Origin of the sequence: Paenibacillus catalpae, assembly GCF_900112695.1 — a bacterium.
Classification (GTDB): domain Bacteria; phylum Bacillota; class Bacilli; order Paenibacillales; family Paenibacillaceae; genus Pristimantibacillus; species Pristimantibacillus catalpae.
The window spans coordinates 767510-781391 of record NZ_FOMT01000001.1 but is presented as its reverse complement, the minus strand read 5'-3'; the positions used below and the strand labels follow the sequence as shown (position 1 = coordinate 781391).

General features: G+C 48.4%; 15 protein-coding genes. 4 read left to right on the top strand and 11 right to left on the bottom strand.

All coding sequences use genetic code 11. The annotated features are described in order from the left end of the window. Positions 1–15: 15 nt before the first annotated feature. Together BM200_RS03085 and BM200_RS03080 are read right to left on the bottom strand one after the other, a co-directional pair. Complete coding sequence (locus BM200_RS03085; RefSeq protein ID WP_091181216.1) at positions 16–861, bottom strand: helix-turn-helix domain-containing protein; 846 nt, start codon at positions 859–861, stop codon at positions 16–18. Positions 862–901: 40 nt separating this feature from the next. Further along, complete coding sequence (locus BM200_RS03080; protein WP_091181213.1) at positions 902–1639, bottom strand: phytanoyl-CoA dioxygenase family protein; 738 nt, start codon at positions 1637–1639, stop codon at positions 902–904. Between the two features lie 235 nt (positions 1640–1874). Between BM200_RS03080 and BM200_RS30285 the strand changes: the two genes are divergently transcribed. Then, complete coding sequence (locus BM200_RS30285) at positions 1875–2144, top strand: Gfo/Idh/MocA family oxidoreductase (protein WP_245772873.1); 270 nt, start codon at positions 1875–1877, stop codon at positions 2142–2144. An 83-nt stretch (positions 2145–2227) separates the two neighbouring features. Beyond that, the gene (locus BM200_RS03075) at positions 2228–2971 is read left to right on the top strand and encodes a Gfo/Idh/MocA family oxidoreductase (RefSeq protein ID WP_245772872.1); all 744 of its coding nucleotides are present in this window, start codon (positions 2228–2230) and stop codon (positions 2969–2971) included. Positions 2972–3050: 79 nt separating this feature from the next. Here BM200_RS03075 and BM200_RS03070 read toward each other — a convergent pair whose 3' ends face one another. Next, on the bottom strand, positions 3051–4160 hold the full coding sequence (locus BM200_RS03070) for a Gfo/Idh/MocA family protein (protein WP_091181209.1): 1110 nt from the start codon (positions 4158–4160) through the stop codon (positions 3051–3053). Positions 4161–4326: 166 nt separating this feature from the next. Here BM200_RS03070 and BM200_RS03065 point away from each other — a divergent pair, with 166 nt between their 5' ends. Both BM200_RS03065 and BM200_RS03060 read left to right on the top strand, forming a co-directional pair. Then, complete coding sequence (locus tag BM200_RS03065) at positions 4327–5514, top strand: AraC family transcriptional regulator (RefSeq protein ID WP_091181207.1); 1188 nt, start codon at positions 4327–4329, stop codon at positions 5512–5514. A 58-nt stretch (positions 5515–5572) separates the two neighbouring features. Beyond that, the gene (locus BM200_RS03060) at positions 5573–6427 is read left to right on the top strand and encodes a helix-turn-helix transcriptional regulator (protein ID WP_091181205.1); all 855 of its coding nucleotides are present in this window, start codon (positions 5573–5575) and stop codon (positions 6425–6427) included. Positions 6428–6436: 9 nt separating this feature from the next. Here BM200_RS03060 and BM200_RS03055 read toward each other — a convergent pair whose 3' ends face one another. The 8 genes from BM200_RS03055 to BM200_RS03025 all read right to left on the bottom strand — a co-directional run bounded on the left by BM200_RS03055 (position 6437) and on the right by BM200_RS03025 (position 13880). Then, positions 6437–7351: a phytanoyl-CoA dioxygenase family protein gene (locus BM200_RS03055; protein WP_091181202.1), complete on the bottom strand. Its 915-nt coding sequence runs from the start codon at positions 7349–7351 to the stop codon at positions 6437–6439. A 465-nt stretch (positions 7352–7816) separates the two neighbouring features. Continuing rightward, positions 7817–8041, bottom strand: a complete 225-nt coding sequence (locus tag BM200_RS03050; RefSeq protein ID WP_245772871.1) for a ferredoxin — start codon at positions 8039–8041, stop codon at positions 7817–7819. Positions 8042–8093: 52 nt separating this feature from the next. Beyond that, positions 8094–9635, bottom strand: coding sequence for a GH39 family glycosyl hydrolase (locus BM200_RS03045; protein ID WP_175532714.1), 1542 nt, complete (start codon positions 9633–9635; stop codon positions 8094–8096). Between the two features lie 19 nt (positions 9636–9654). Further along, entirely contained in the window at positions 9655–9891 is a 237-nt protein-coding gene (locus BM200_RS29620; protein WP_139230745.1) for a hypothetical protein, read from the bottom strand. A gap of 53 nt (positions 9892–9944) precedes the next feature. After that, positions 9945–11072 carry a hypothetical protein gene (locus BM200_RS03040; protein WP_091181198.1) on the bottom strand — a complete coding sequence of 376 codons (1128 nt, stop codon included), beginning with the start codon at positions 11070–11072 and terminating at the stop codon, positions 9945–9947. A gap of 59 nt (positions 11073–11131) precedes the next feature. Then, positions 11132–12319, bottom strand: a complete 1188-nt coding sequence (locus tag BM200_RS03035) for a glycoside hydrolase family 88 protein (RefSeq protein ID WP_091181195.1) — start codon at positions 12317–12319, stop codon at positions 11132–11134. Between the two features lie 37 nt (positions 12320–12356). Beyond that, the gene (locus BM200_RS03030; protein ID WP_091181192.1) at positions 12357–13361 is read right to left on the bottom strand and encodes an NAD(P)/FAD-dependent oxidoreductase; all 1005 of its coding nucleotides are present in this window, start codon (positions 13359–13361) and stop codon (positions 12357–12359) included. Positions 13362–13517: 156 nt separating this feature from the next. Beyond that, on the bottom strand, positions 13518–13880 hold the full coding sequence (locus BM200_RS03025; RefSeq protein ID WP_091181191.1) for a Rieske (2Fe-2S) protein: 363 nt from the start codon (positions 13878–13880) through the stop codon (positions 13518–13520). Positions 13881–13882 lie beyond the last annotated feature (2 nt).

Sequence of the window (13882 nt, the reverse complement as noted above, 5' to 3'; positions counted from 1 at the left end):
GAATGTCCCTCCTTCTTAACTCCCCTGCTTCCTATATTCTCTCGGCGAGCATCCGAATTTTCGCTTGAACGTCCGATCGAAATGCGGGATCGTATTAAATCCCGCCGCGAAGCACACTTCCGTAATGGGCAGGTCACTGCTTCGGACAAGAGCCGAGGCAAATTGCAATCGTCTCTCATTCAAGTATTCCTGGAAAGAGATGCCGACTTGTTTGCGGAAACATTCGCTCAAATAATTGGCGGATAACCCCGCATAATCTGCCGCGCATGCAAGCGAGACCGGTTCGCGGAAATGATGCTGGATATAAAGCAGCGCCTTCCGAACGGAAGGGTGCATCGGTGCTCTGCTGTCGTTCGGGTCGCAGGGCTCGTTCATTCCCATCTGTCTGACAAGATCAACAACTATGCGTTCAAAGCTGCCCTGCACGATAATCTCGCTCCCGAATTGCCAATGCTGCGACTCGTTCCATAACAGGGTGAATTCCGACTCCATCTTCTGCGCATGCTCGCTAGCGAAAGTATGAATGAATAGTCCTGCTTGTCCGAAGATAGATTCGTAGATGGCCGGGCGCAATAAAGAGTCGTTAAATATAAAATCGAACAGCTCGATTGTCTGCCCTTCATCCGGAATCAGCTCATGGAAATCAGCCGTCGTCAGCAGGAACACCATGCCCGGCTGAAGACGGAAGGTCTGGCCGTTCACGATATGGCGCCCCGTGCCGGACACGATGCAGCCCATTTCAAAGAAATCATGCCAATGTGTTTCTATTCTGTCGGTAATCGTTTGTTTATACATCCGAAACGAGGAAGATACGAGCAAATAGTTGCTCTCTAGCAGCCGCTCGGGCGATCCGTTATTCATCCGTTCTTCCTCCTTTCGCCATTTCTATTTATTCATTCCATTATAGGTTGACGAATGCACTTCCCGCCAGATCTTTGCCTCTTGCTAGCCATACTTTATGGCCGGGATTTTTCTCCGCGATCACTTTTGCGTCCGTCGAGAAGTACCTCATCGTATAGCCGCAACGGCGGTAAGGGCTTTTATTAGGCGCAGCGCCGTGAATAATGCGTGAATCGTGCAAAGAACATTCACCCGGATCGAGCTCGAAATATACGGCCTTGGAAGCATCAATATCTTTGATCTCCGATTGAAAAATATTTTCTTTCCCGTCAACTTCTTCATACTCGGAAAAACCTCCCGCATGGGTACCCGGAATGACGCGCATACAGCCGTTCTCTTCCCAGCTGCGATCGATCGCAAGCCACACCGTCACAATCTTGTCGAAGCTGCTCAAACGGCCGTTCCAATAAGCGGAATCTTCATGCCATGGCGTCTGCTTGCCGATCAACGGTTCCTTGCAAATGAAATGACTTGACCATAATCCGATATTCGGGCCGATAATCGGCTCTACCAAGTCGAGCACCTCTTCGCTAAGCAGGAACTTGAGCAGACGCTCGTCCCGGAAGTGCGGGGTGTCCAGCTCGCTGTTCAGTTTCCTGCCGACCAGCTCCCATTGCTCTTCGAAGATGCCGCTCAGCTCCTTCATTTTGTCCTCGCTGAATAATTGCTTCTTGTGGAGCAAGTACCCGTTTTTCTTATAAAACTCGACTTCCTGCTTTAAAAGTGTAGCATTTTCCATCCGTATTTCCCCTCCGTTATTGTAATTGTTGTTGATGTCCCAATCATAATGGAGAAGCCCTTCATCATACCTCTCGTTATTTCCTGTAAAGTTGATTTATCTTCGGAACTTCTATCCGACATCGATTCCGCTAACTTGTAAAAGTTCTCAAGATGCTTGCCCGATATCTCATCGCCTGTCCTTTTGCTCGACTATATAATAGAGTGAAAAGAATTTATGATGAGGAGAATCAATCATGGGACATTCCCCGAAAGTCCGCATCGCGGTAGTTGGCTTAGGCTTTGGCGCAAGTTTCGCCCGAATATACAAGGATCATCCTGATGTTGAATACGTAGGACTATGTGTGGTAAATGAGTTAAAACTTCATAAGCTCGGAGACGAGCTTGGCGTTGCCATGGATCGAAGACATACTAATCTGGATGAAATAATCTCATCCGATCAATACGATGCTGTACATCTATTAACGCCATTCCGCTCCATGCTCAGCAGTCCCTGGCTATTCTGAACAGCGGAAAGCATTGCGCTTGCGCCGTTCCGATGGGCACAACGCTGGAAGAACTTCATGCTATAGTCGACGCGTCCCGAACCATGCAAAAAAATTATATGATGATGGAAACAGCGGTTTATACGTATTATTTTCTAATGGTGAAACAGCTGGTGGAACAGGGGGAATTCGGCAAAATCCAATTTCTGCGGGGAGCCCACTATCAGGATATGGAGAACTGGCCAGCCTATTGGTCTGGTCTTCCCCCCATGCATTACTCCACGCATGCCGTCGCTCCTTTACTGGCAATTAGCAAAATGAGAGCAGCAAAGGTGCATTGCTTTGGTTCGGGATATATGAGGGAAGAACTTAAACAGACTTACGGAAATCCATTCCCCATTGAATCAGCCATTTTCCAATTGGAAGATGGCATGCTAAGCGCGGAGGTTACGCGTACACTTTTCCATACGGCAAGAGGAAGTCTGGAGTCCTTTAACGTATACGGCGAAGATATTAGTTTCGAATGGCATGACCATGACGAAGCACCTGTCTTGTACCGGAAAGAGGAGCAGCCGCCTGATGCCTGGGGACTTAAGTACGTTCCGCAGCGCATTACCGAGAAACCGGACTTCCGAGGCCTTCTGCCAAAAGAAATCGCTCATCATGCCGACGGTGGCCATCACGGATCACACCCTCATCTTGTACACGAGTTTATCCGCAGTATCGTCGAGAAGCGGAACCCGTGGATTGATGCCGTTACGTCGGCTAACTGGACAGCTGCCGGCATCTGCGCGCACGAATCGGCGCTGAAAGGCGGCGCTGAAATCGTAATTCCTTTGTTTAGCTAAGTTTTCATAGAGTCATGCAGAAAGCCCCGGTTGGATTATCCAACTCTGGGGCTTTCATGCTTTTTTTGTCTTCTTCTCGTTAATATCTGAAATCAGGCAGCATAATCTTCAGTCCGCCTTGCATCGCCGATTCATGTGCGCATAATCCTGCGCTTGTCCAGTTCGCGGAGGTGAAAATATCCGGGAATGGGGCACGGTTCTGAATAATGCTTGCAATAAATTCATGCGCTAGGTGAGGATGCGAGCCGCCGTGGCCGCTGCCCTGGGTGAAGGATAGATGTTGATTGTCACCATCGTAAACTCCTTGTGTAGTAAACATCCGAATTTCTTCCGGGAGCAGATGCGCATAATCGGGCACCTTTACTTTAGCCCCTGCTTCTCCTCTGAATACAACGGGCTCTTCATGCTCTTGCTGCTGCCACTCGAAGCTCATCCGGTCTCCGTATATATCAAAGCTCTCTACATATTCCCTTGCTGTTTCAAACAAAGAACGGGTTACTTCCATGGCAACCGGAGACTCCTTCAGCTGGAATAGGGCTGATTCCACAGCGAACGGGCTTCCGTACCGGCTTGCCAGCTTCTCGTTAATAAGTCCGGATCCGAGACATAGTACGCTCTCTGCCTCCGTTCCTGCAAGAGCCAGCAGCGGACTGACGGCATGCGTCGCATAATGCATAGGCGGAAGACCCTCCCAATAGCCCGGCCATCCGGCCATTTCCTGCTGATGCGCCCCTCTCATGAATTGAATGCGTCCCAGTTGACCGCTATCTCTTAACTCCTTGACATACAAGAACTCCCTGGTATAAACGGCTGTCTCCATCATCATGTAATGCTTGCCCGATACACGCTGTGCTTCCACAACGCGATGACAATCTTCTATGGAAGTTGCCATTGGAACCGTACACGCCACATGCTTGCCGGCAAGCAGTGCCTTGATGCTCTGCTCGGCATGGTCCGGAATTGGTGTATTGATATGCACGGCATCAATGTCCGGATCCTTAAGCATCTCGTCGAAGCTTACATACCTCCCTTTGATTCCGAAGTGATCGGCCACCTCCTTCAGTTTATCTGCGGAACGCTGGCAAACCGCCACAAGTTCAGCTTGCGGATGACGCTGATAGATCGGAATAAATTCCGATCCGAAACCTAATCCAGCAATTGCTACTCTAACTTTTTGATTCGTATTCATCACTTTTGTTCCCTTCTTATTTGAAGTCCCTGCAAGAAATAGGATAAGGCCGAAACAAAGACAGGTCGAGGAGGAATCAAGCTAACATCATAAGCTTTTTTACATTTGACATCCCGCTCCGAAAGGCTTATACATACAGGAGAAGTTATGGCTAGGAGCAAACGAGATGAATAATTTTACACCTGAAAGACAACAGAAGAGAGGTTCCGATCAGCCGCAGAAACATGTCGCCTTGCTCATCGAAACCTCAAATGAGTACGCTCGAGGATTATTGAAGGGAATAATTGCCTATACACGCACGCATCGGCCATGGTCCATCTATTTGGGGGAACACAGCCGCCTGGATACCGACTTCTCCTGGCTGGCGGATTGGCGCGGAGATGGTTTAATCGCAAGAATCGAGACAGAACAGATGGCCCGCCTTGTAAGCTCCATGCAGCTTCCCGCTGTTGATTTAAGCGCCTCACGCTTGCTGCCCGAGCTGCCATGCGTCGAAACGAACGATCGTACGATTGCCGAGTGGGCAGCTGAACATCTGCTAAGCCGCGGATTTAAGCATTTTGCCTATTGCGGGGAGCCTGTCTTCCAATGGTCTAGGGCTAGAGGCTTCCATTTCGAAAGCTACCTTAAAGACAGAGGTTTCAGCGTCCATTCTTATTACCGGAATCCGCATTCCTCAAGCAGAGAAGAACGAGATCAAATGGCCAGCTGGGCAAGCGGTTTGCCTAAGCCCGTTGGGATTATGGCCTGTTACGATAATACCGCTTTGAAGCTGCTTGAAGCCTGCCGGCTGGCTAATGTTAACGTTCCGGAGGAAGCCGCCGTCATTAGCGTTGACAATGACAGCCTGCTTTGCAACTTATCTTCCCCTCCTCTATCCAGCATACAGCCAAATGCGGTCGAGACGGGATATCAGGCGGCAGCCCTTCTGGATTCATTAATGTCTGGTGTTCCAGTTGCTCCCGATATTCACCGAATTGAACCCGTCGAGGTGGTAACCCGAATGTCAACGGACATCATTGCGGTGGAAGATCCTTATGTCGCGGACGCCATTCGATACATTAGAGAGCACGCCTACGAGGATCTCAAAGTTAATGATTTGCTTAAGGTAATCCCGTTATCGCGAAGATCGCTGGACCATCGCTTTCAAGCCGCACTGGGTCGTACGCCGCATGAAGAAATTATAGCCGTGAAGATGAAACTAATTGCAAGACTCCTGACGGAAACCGACTGGACACTGCCGGTTATCGCCGATCAGGTCGGATACAAACACTCGGAATATATGAGTGTTGCATTTAAGAAGCATACCGGATTATCTCCGGGAGCTTATCGGGAGCAGCAATCTAATTTATAGGCGATTGGGGAATCACTCTACCTTCATCATCATTATCCTTTCAGAAGGAGCAAACCTTATGGATCACAACACGCTTTCTGCACTTGGTCCGCAAGAAACGATCGGCATATTGCCTGACTATTACTACCCCCCTTTTATTACGCTTGCCCATATGTTCTCCGCTCCCAATGATTGGGCTATTCATAACCGGGAGATGAAGCAGTATGTACTTCAATATGTTGTTGACGGGTGTGCAGACTATCCGATTGAAGGAAGGACATATACGACAAGACGCGGAGATCTTCTCTTTCATCGTCCCAAAGAACGCCATTCCATATTGCCGCATCCCTCGCAGAGCTATGTCTGTATTTCTATCGTTTTTCACTTTGGAATGTCCGCTTTTCCTGTTTCGGAACTTTTCTCGGAGGAGCATTACCTCGGGAACTTTGCCGATCATCCCATTGATAACTCGCTATCGGAACTTGTCGTTTCTTACAGACAACCCGGCTTGGATCACCAGATGCGATGCCAGAGTCTTCTTATGCGAATCCTGTCCGACGCCTCCCATCAATTCAAGCAAGATTCCGGCGCGAAATCCAACGATTCCAACAAACCTGAGCTGGTACTTGTCAAAAATTACTTGCATGACAACTATCACCGGGAAGTGCTGCTAAAGGAATTAGAGCAGCTAAGCGGCTGGAGCAAGAATCACTTGCTGCATACCTTCCGCAAATATATGGGGATGTCGCCCATGCAATATTTGACCTGGATCCGAATAAATAAGGCCAAAGAGCTGGCGATCCAAACCAACCTTACGATCAGCGAGATTGCTGAACGCGTTGGTTATTCGGATGTCCATACCTTTGGCCGGATGTTCAAAAAGAAAACAGGGCATAGCTTAAGTCAGTTCTGCGCTAACCTGATTCATTCCTGATCTCTTCGCTTATTCTCTCCAATACTTTTCATGAAGGACGCGGTAGGATTCGGGAGCCTCATTGCCTGAAACGGGTAAGGCTCCGGTTGGCTTGTACACGAATGCCTTCTCTCCTTCGATATAATCGCATTGCTGCCTTCTGCTTATGCAATCCTGCAAGATGCGCTGCTTGAGCGGAAGATAGGCCATTGTATGCGGTCCGTGCTGAGCCTCTATCTCTCCGGCACGGAATTCATAATAGACGGTACGGCGCATGGCGTTTCCTTCCCCCTCCGGTGATCCGTGCAGCAGCTGAATATTGTGCAGAATCACATCACCCGCTTTCATCGGAACCGGAACCGCATCGCCCATCTCAAAACCTGGTCTAGAGCAGCGTTCTTGGGCTTCAGACGCTGGCCAACTATGACTGCCCGGAATCACCCACAGACAAGAGCGTTCATCCGCATCGTCCAGATAGAAATCCACGTTAAAGATCGGTCTTGGATCCTGACAGCCTACCGGTACAGCCGCATCGCGGTGCCAAGGGACGGATGCCGCGTTGTTTGGCGCTTTAACGACTAACGAATCCCACGTCGGGATAAAGTTGGCCCCTTGCAGCTTCTCGACGGTTTGCAGAATAAACGGATGGCCCAAAAGCACTTTGTTTGCCTCGCACTTGTCAATGATATACTCCGTCCGCCAATAAACCTTTTCTCCATTTGTCCGGATCCGGTACAGGTAGTCGCTGTCTTCCGGCTGACCCGCAAGTCCCTTCTCCACAATCTGAAGAGTTTGCTCCTGCAGCCGCCGAAGTTCTTCTTTTCTCACGACATTTCGGATAACTAGATAACCGTTATCCAGGAAGAATTGGGCTTGTTCATCCGTAATGACTTGCTGCAGACTTGCATCGGCTTCCGGTGCTTCGTTAAATGCACGTGTACTCATTTCTTAAACAGCTCATTTAATCATTGGAATAACTTAACTATACCGAGTTTTGGCAGGCAATGATTTAGTTAAAAGCAATGATTCGGTTGCCAAAAGCACATAAATCCATCCTCGCATGGGGATGAATTTGTTCTAGGATTAGCCGCGCTCCATATTTCCCTAATTAGCTTTGCTTGTTCTCCCTAAGTCCCTCCCGAAGTTCAAAACCGACTTGATAGAAAAGCCTCCAAAATCTAGAAAAACAAAAAAAGCAGCCCTTCCCCAATTTTGTGAGAGAAAGCTGCTTTATTGCATATATATTTTGCGATACTGGTTCGGCGACATCCCCTTAAACCGTTTATTCCTCTCAAGGTTAAATCTAATGAAGCTGTTAACATGCGTATAATAAGAGGCGATCCTCTATTTACCTAGACCAAAAATAAAAAGTGCAGAATTTTTGCCAGAGCAAGTTTCTGCACTTTATATCTATACTATATTAAAAGGTTCATTTTGAATTTTTATAGAATCTGTCGGACACCCATCCTCGGCATCTATTAAATCCTCCAAAAGAGTGTCGTCCTCGATTGCTTCTTTCCCGCAATTGCCGTCTCCCTTGTAAATAACCTCCGCTAAACCTTCTTCATCATAATCAAAAATTTCTGGTGCGGTTGCTCCGCAAGCACCACAAGCAATGCAGGTATCTTTATCCACCTAAGTATATTTCACCTGGCGATCCTCCTCATTTAGAAAATGTATTGCTCATTCAATTGATTGGCTCTAATTCCAGAAAGGAGACCGCATGTCCCGTTAATACTATATGCTCTTCATAGCTGCCCTGCAGATCAGCCGTGTACTCCGGGTAATATAGCGTCAATTCTCCTGCCTGCTGAATGGCTTCCCGCTGCTGCTGTGTTGGCTGCGACGGACTGCCTAACTCTTTGAACGTCGTAAACGCATTGCTATGCGTATGATCCAATCGATAGTGGCGAATCCGGCAGCGTCCCTCGATACCTTCCAGACGAAGGGAAACCCGCTTGCTGCCCAGCTTCTTGGAGAAATCGTCATCTGTATAATACAAAGCGATTTTATAGCTGCCGTTATCGTCCTGTGTTGGAATGATCCCAACTCCTTCTTCCATATCGACGGTCTGGTGTGACAGCAGTCTGTTCCCTAGCTTAGCCATAAGAACATAGCCGTTATAAATTGGCTTTTTGTAATCATTTAAGGTGAAGAAGCTGCGGTAACCCTCGAAATCCCGATCCAGATGATGCTGCCCCGACAGACAGATCATCATCTTGCCAAGCGGAATTTGCCGTTTGGGCATCTCACGGATTAACGTATCCACCATGCGAACGTAGAAAGCCGGAAAATACTCGGTCTCCCTGAAAATCAGGTCCGGATAGTGGTCAACATTACTGAAGCCGTTGCTGCTGGCTCCCCATTCATCCGCGATAATTTCCAAATCGCCATAGCCATGACGTTTCGCTATATCGGAATATTCCTGGAATATATTCTGGACAATTCCATTGACGCTTGGCCGCAGACCTTTGCTGAATTCAGCCGGGTTAATGGAATAGACATGGACGGAGAAGAAATCGATAGGAGTACCCACTTCCCCGGTCGCATCGTTCCTGCCCTCTCTCGTATGCCGAAGGAAGGCATCTACGAAGTTGCGATCATAACAAGCGGAAGGACCGCCTATGCGAAGGACCGAAGACACGCGCTTCACTCCCGCGGCAAAATGATCATACAACCGGCAGTAGGCCGGGAGCTTTTCCTGGTGCACCGCATAGATTTGATCAGAGAGCCAGTAATGGAGATCAGGCTCGTTCCAGCAGTGCATATACCATTGCTTAACCTCTTCAATACCATACCGCTCTGTTACATGTCTGGCATACTGATAAACAACCTCTTGCCACTCCAGATAATCTGCCGGTTCGGAATAATTGATACGTTTGCCTTTGTAACGCTCCAGCTTCGATAGCTGCAGCGGGTTTTTGGCTATGGCACGAGGCATGAAATTATAGCAGATGAGCGGCTTGAAGCCGAGCCCGAGCAAATAATCAAGCCGATGATCATTCATGGTAAAATCATACTGAAGCTCCCCGCCCGGTGATCTTGTTACAATATCCTCCAGCATGGCATACATTCGCACATACTTGGCTGCTTGATCCTGTGCAACCTTCTCTAGTACGCGTTTCCCCCAAATATCCTCTATGGCATCTGTCGGGTGGAAATGAATATGATTCCAGAAGTTCGTTTGTATAATGGTTTGATCATCTGTCGCCTTGATTGAAATATGCAACCTGAATACCCCCAGTTTATTATTGAAGCTTATGACCGCTACGTATCGCCGCTGACAATTGTCCCAGCAGTCCCATCGTCATTTGCGATATAACCCGATACCCGCTTCGCTGCAGCTCTTCCCCGTTTTTGTTGCTTTGTGCCGTTCCGGTCACCAAACCATCGGGCGTCAAATAACGATATAGAGATGCTGCCGTGTGTGCTGCATCTGACGCACCTTTAAATAAGCGAATGCCTATGCGATCAGCAATGGCCAATGAAGCCGCAATTCCGGCAGAGGCCGAAGTATCAACGCCGCTTTCCTCTTGATCTAGGAAGCAGCTCCACAGCCCCTTATCGCTTCTAAACGCATAGGCGTGTGCAGCGTTCCTCTATATTCCTCTTCAATAAGCTGCAATTGATCATTGGACAACAACTCCTTGTCCTTCAATTGTTCAAGTGTGCGGATAAGCCCAAGCAGATGCCACGCATACGCGCGCCCCCAATTACGGAAGCTGCGCGTCCCGTTATCCTGCCTTCTTAAATAGAACGCCCCGCCTTCCCATAACAATGCTCTTCTTAATTCAAGCTGTTCAAAGGCAAGCTGTGCCAATTCGCGATCCTTCCGAAGCGCGGCGATCACGGATAACGGGTAGGCGATCGTATAGCTGCCTTCCGCGGATATGGTATCGCCGTCCTTAATAATCCCATGCTGATCGGTATGCTCTTTCATGAATTGAACGGCCAAGTCCACCAGAGGATGAGCAGGGGCTAACTTCGTCAATATCGCAATAGGCAGCGTAGATTCGATGCCATAGAAGCAGCCATCCGAAGGTCTGCTTCTTGGATCCTCATAGACCAGTTCATTGTTCTTCACAAACAGCTCCAAATGCTGTCGCGCGGTCGATGTAAATCCAGAATCGAGAAGCCCGTCAAGAACACAACCTTCCATCCAGCCGAATGGCTGAATACTGGCCAGCGAATTAAACCTGTCCTTGAACGACTCCAGAGGCTCCTTGGCATCTCCTATCATCAAATGCGGCAAATGCACAGGTTCGATGCTGCTCATTGAAGGATCATCGGTAAAAAACCACAGCGGGGCTTCTCCTTCTATCATGCGAAGTCCTACCCCTTCCCTCACTGCGAGAAGCGCTTCATTTAATCCGAGCGGCAGTTCGAATATCTGGAATACGTGAGCATATCGTATATCCAGCGTACCTAGCACGTTCTTTGTACGCAGAGCAATCACTTCAATTCTTTTATTCTCCCGGACATCGACAGCCACCGTGATTCGCAGCCGGGCATGGTCTGTCTCTAACAACTCTTGCGAGTGCCAATGCAGCTCGGTCATCGATACACCATCCTGCAGGACAGGCTGTGCTTTCCAATCAAACGGCACACGCTGCCCTTCAGGCAGAGCCTCGGATGGCGACTTTATATCGTTTGCAATTACGTACACCTTTCCACTTCCTTATCCAGCAGCTAGTAAGAACATTGCAATGATCATCTGAATAGACTCTACCAATATAGTTTCCAGTCTTTCATCAATCGGACCAACGCTTCAAAGTAATAGTAATCTCCCCAAATGGTGTACTCGTCAATCCCTTTATTATGGGGCTTAGCATAAACCCCATGCAGCAGTACCCCGTTCTTCTCGGAAACAGCCTTGCTTGTATAATTTTCTGTCAGCGACTTAACGATGTGAAGGCTCGCATTCTCGTACAATCGTTTATCGCTGTCCGTAACAGGGAGATACTTAGACAATTCCAGCAGACCACAAGCTGCAATAGCTGAAGAAGAGCTGTCACGTTCCTCCGGTCCAGATGTGAAAATGAGATCCCAGTATGCAATGGAATCCTCAGGAAGTCGGTTCAAAAAGTAGTTCGCTACCTTCTTGCCTAACTCAATTAAGCTATAGTCTCCGGTATACTTGTAGCTTAAAGGAAAGCCATAGATGCCCCAGGCTTGCCCTCGCGCCCAGCAGGAATCATCCGAATAGCCCTGCACCGTACTTCCGTACTTGGGCTGGCCTGTATAAATATCCATGAAGTAGGTATGGTAACTGGAGGAGTCTTCGCGAATGATATATTTTTCTGCCATCTTTGCATGGCTGTAGGCTGCTTCATAATACTTACCGTCTCCTGTTTGTTCACTAGCCCAATACAGAAGAGGAAGGTTCATGAGACAATCGATAATCATCCGTCCGCCGTTCACCGGGTCGTCCGGAGCTCCCCATGCTTGAATGATGCCAGCCTTATCAAAGTATCTTTCCATCAGAAGATCAGCTGCTTTGATGCTGATCTCCTTCGCGGTTTGACTGTCCGTCAGCTTAAAGGCCGCCACAGAAGATAAGGTATATAGAAATCCAAGATCATGAGTGCCGGTTTCGATTCGTTCCTCCACACGTCGTTTGTAGCTCTCCAGCTGAATCTCGGCAACCCCGCGGTATTTTGAATCACCCGTTACTTCATAGGCCAGCCATAGCATCCCGGTCCAGAATGAAGAAGTCCACTCCACATTGTCAATGGCTGGATAAACGTTGTTCACACTTGCAGGAGCAGGATACTGATAGGTGAAAGCCTCCAAATTGCTATCTACAATTGTCAGTACATTAGCGATAGCTTCCTTCAAATATTCCTTCGTCATCACGGGCTGCTCCGCAAATCTCGCAGCGTTGCGGATGCCCTCGTTAAACACTTCCCTCATGGTAACTCCCTTTCCTTGGAGCTCTTTTTGTTCCCTATTATGCACGCTTCATATGACTGCTGTGACCCGGGGACAGCTTCGCTTCCGGATCGATATAAACCTTTGCGTTGTTAATTGCGGTCGGAGCTTCTCCGAAGCCGACTGCAATCAACTTCAGCTTGCCTGGGTAGGTCGTGATGTCACCTGCGGCGAAGATGCCTGGTATGTTTGTCTCCATACGGGTATCTACCACGATCGATCCGCTCTGTATATCAATCCCCCACTCTGCAATTGGACCCAGGGAGGATACAAATCCATAGTTCACAATAACGGCATCTACATCAAGGCTAACCTTTTCCTTCGTCTTGGTATCAAGAAGGGTCACGGCTTCAATTCCCTCATCGCCATAAAGTCCGGTAATTTCCTTATTCGTCAGAACGTTAACCTTGGAATTCATTAGAGACTGCACGCTGTGCTCATGCGCGCGGAATTTGTCCCGGCGATGGATCAGCGTCACTTGCTCTGCTATCGGTTCCAGCATCAGCGACCAATCCACTGCGGAATCTCCTCCTCCGCTTATCAGCACCTTCTTCCCGGCAAAACGCTTAAGATCATCTACGAAATAATGCAAATTTTTGGACTCGTATTTGGCAGCTTCGGGAAGCTCCAGCCGTCTAGGCTCAAACGCTCCGACACCGCCAGTAATAATTACGGCTTTTGCATAATGGGAAGATTTATCGGTTATCACCTCAAACAGCCTCTCGTCATGTTTGATGACATTCAGCACCTTCTCCTCCAGAGCAATGTCTGTTGTGAAATGACTCAGCTGTTCTTTCAACCGGTCAACCAGCTCCTGAGCGGTCACTTTCGGGAACCCGGCAATATCATAAATGTATTTTTCAGGATAGAGTGCGGCAAGCTGACCGCCGAGCTGAGGCATGCTTTCTATGACCTTCACAGAAGCTTGACGCATCCCTCCATAGAAAGCAGCAAATAAGCCTGCCGGACCACCGCCGATGATTAGAAAATCTACTGGATTGTTTTTTGAATATATGCTTAACAATGTATACCCTCCGTCTGCATGAATAGTGTCAAACCTGTGTGAGAAAAACTTCTCCGAAGTCCTTCAAAGATGAGCGACCGCGCTTAGAGGTAGTTTTTATCGCCAAATAGATATTGTTCTTCCGATTGCTTCGGAATCTTATAATTTCTATTGTGGTTAAATAACGACATATACCTTGCCGTCTTCCACCTCAACCTTATAACCGCGCAGCTTTACCTTCTCATCAACCAGATGCTGTCCCGTAATCAAATCAAACTCCCAGCCATGCCATGGACAACGCACGATCTCTTGATCTTTGCCGTACTTGTACTCATACACCAGGGAAGGCAGCCGGGTCCCGCATACAGGACCTTGGCATACCGGAGCAGCGGCATGGGGGCAAATGTTGCGCCAGGCATAAAACTGCTCGCCTACCGCAAATAAGCCTATCTCCATCCCCTTAACCGTAACAATCAATCGTTTGGCATTTCGCAGCTCTTCGACCGTTGCCGCTTCGTAACGATTTTGCGTTTTTTCCATTT

Bases quoted from the DNA above. Each gene is read 5' to 3' on its own strand.
- BM200_RS03055 (WP_091181202.1), bottom strand. From the start codon at position 7,351: ATGAGTACACGTGCATTTAACGAAGCACCGGAAGCCGATGCAAGTCTG.
- BM200_RS03035 (WP_091181195.1), bottom strand. From the start codon at position 12,319: ATGAGGGAAGTGTTTAACGAGGGCATCCGCAACGCTGCGAGATTTGCG.
- BM200_RS03065 (WP_091181207.1), top strand. From the start codon at position 4,327: ATGAATAATTTTACACCTGAAAGACAACAGAAGAGAGGTTCCGATCAG.
- BM200_RS03025 (WP_091181191.1), bottom strand. From the start codon at position 13,880: ATGGAAAAAACGCAAAATCGTTACGAAGCGGCAACGGTCGAAGAGCTG.
- BM200_RS03080 (WP_091181213.1), bottom strand. From the start codon at position 1,639: ATGGAAAATGCTACACTTTTAAAGCAGGAAGTCGAGTTTTATAAGAAA.
- BM200_RS03085 (WP_091181216.1), bottom strand. From the start codon at position 861: ATGAATAACGGATCGCCCGAGCGGCTGCTAGAGAGCAACTATTTGCTC.
- BM200_RS30285 (WP_245772873.1), top strand. From the start codon at position 1,875: ATGGGACATTCCCCGAAAGTCCGCATCGCGGTAGTTGGCTTAGGCTTT.
- BM200_RS03060 (WP_091181205.1), top strand. From the start codon at position 5,573: ATGGATCACAACACGCTTTCTGCACTTGGTCCGCAAGAAACGATCGGC.
- BM200_RS03075 (WP_245772872.1), top strand. From the start codon at position 2,228: ATGCAAAAAAATTATATGATGATGGAAACAGCGGTTTATACGTATTAT.
- BM200_RS03070 (WP_091181209.1), bottom strand. From the start codon at position 4,160: ATGAATACGAATCAAAAAGTTAGAGTAGCAATTGCTGGATTAGGTTTC.